Origin of the sequence: Acidaminobacter hydrogenoformans DSM 2784 (assembly GCF_900103005.1) — a bacterium.
Lineage (GTDB): Bacteria > Bacillota > Clostridia > Peptostreptococcales > Acidaminobacteraceae > Acidaminobacter > Acidaminobacter hydrogenoformans.
The window spans coordinates 1-1,717 of record NZ_FMWL01000039.1; the positions used below are offsets into that span (position 1 = coordinate 1).

General features: G+C 39.9%; 2 protein-coding genes. Both read left to right on the forward strand.

The genetic code is table 11. From position 1 onward, the window contains the following. The first annotated feature begins 65 nt into the window (after positions 1 to 65). Positions 66 to 746, forward strand: a complete 681-nt coding sequence (locus BLP63_RS16625) for a helix-turn-helix domain-containing protein (protein ID WP_092593590.1) — start codon at positions 66 to 68, stop codon at positions 744 to 746. Between the two features lie 29 nt (positions 747 to 775). Beyond that, the gene (locus tag BLP63_RS16630) at positions 776 to 1,636 is read left to right on the forward strand and encodes an IS3 family transposase (protein ID WP_092593592.1); all 861 of its coding nucleotides are present in this window, start codon (positions 776 to 778) and stop codon (positions 1,634 to 1,636) included. Positions 1,637 to 1,717 lie beyond the last annotated feature (81 nt).

Genomic DNA, 1,717 nt, shown 5'->3' on the forward strand with positions numbered 1-1,717 from the left:
TGATATGCTCCCTTTGTAGTAGACAGTTGAAATAATAAAACTGTCGCTGCAAGGGGAGTTTTTCTATGAAAAGAAAATCAAAGGTCAGTTATGAGGAAAAGATTCAAGCAGTCCAGCGCTATATAAATGGATTAGGAAGTTTTTCAACTATCGCAAAAGAAATATCAGTTGATAAATCATCATTACAATCCTGGGTGAAAATGTACAAGCACGTAGGTGCGCACGTATTGTTAACAACCTCCCAAAACACTCCATATAGTCGAGACTTAAAAATTGCTGCCGTTAAAGAATATTTTGAGGGGAATGCCTCTTTACGGGATATTCAAGCTAAATATGCAATTAGATCACATAGTCAACTACTTAACTGGATAAGGCAGTATAATGGTCATGAAGCAATCAAATCTTCTCAATCAGGAGGGGTTCTCATGACCAAGAGACGCAAAACAACTTTAGATGAGCGCATAGAAATTGTTAAATATTGCATCGAGCACAATAGAGATTACAACGGAACTGCGCAGCATTATAAGGTGTCATACCAACAAGTCTATTCATGGACTCAAAAGTATGAAAGCAGCGGCGTAGAAGCTTTACAGGACAGACGAGGCAAAAATAAGCCAGAAGACCAGATGTCCGAGTTAGAAAAATTAAGGGCTCAGAATAAGCTTCTAGAGGCTGAAAACAGAAGAAAGCAAATGGAGATAGACTTTCTAAAAAAGCTGGAGGAAATAGAAAGGAGGCGGTCTTAAGCGCCCTAAGATTTGAAGCGATCTACAAAGTGATCAAGATCCTTCATGATACTAAAGGATACTCCGTTGTTGAATTATGTAACCTCGCAGAGGTTCCAAGGTCGTCTTATTATAAATGGCTCAATCGTAAAGTAAGCAGAAGCGAGGCATTTAATAGAGGCTTAGCAACGTTAATACGAGATGCATACGAAGAACGCAGCGGCATCTTGGGCTACCGGCAGATGACGATTAAATTGAATAGAGAACAAGATTTTAAAGTTAATCATAAAAGAGTGTATAGAATTATGCGGATTCTAGGACTGAAGTCGGTTTGCCGTAGAAAGCGTAAGAGATATATTAAGTCAACTCCTGAAATAACTGCTGAAAATATTCTGAGTCGAAACTTTGAAGCAGTACGTTTTGGAGAAAAGTGGCTTACGGATGTGACGGAAATGAAGTATGGAACGGCAGGCAAAGCCTATCTCAGCGCTATCCTTGATCTTGGCGATAAAAGTATCGTCTCATTTGTTTTGGGGCACTCAAATAACAATGCACTTGTCTTCAAAACATTTGATTTGGCACAGCAAGCGCATCCAAGTGTTACACCAATTTTTCATAGTGATCGCGGGTTTCAATATACATCAAAACACTTCAGAAAGAAGCTGGACGACGCAGGGATGGTACAGAGCATGTCGCGAGTATCTCGTTGCATTGACAATGGCCCAATGGAAGCCTTCTGGGGAATGTTGAAGTCAGAGATGTATTACCTAAGGAAGTTTGATTCCTATGAAGAGCTTGAATCCGCAGTATCTGAATATATAGATTTCTATAACAACGGGCGGTATCAGAAGCGACTGGATTGTATGACACCGCTTGAATACAGGCAATATCTATCAAATATTGCAGCATAAAAAATACCGCCAACCATAAAAGGGTTAGCGGCATCAAATGCTTTTGTTTTTTGTACTGTCTACTTGACGGGGGGCACTTCA

Coding starts and splice junctions, on each gene's coding strand:
- BLP63_RS16625 (WP_092593590.1), top strand. CDS start 66: ATGAAAAGAAAATCAAAGGTCAGTTATGAGGAAAAGATTCAAGCAGTC.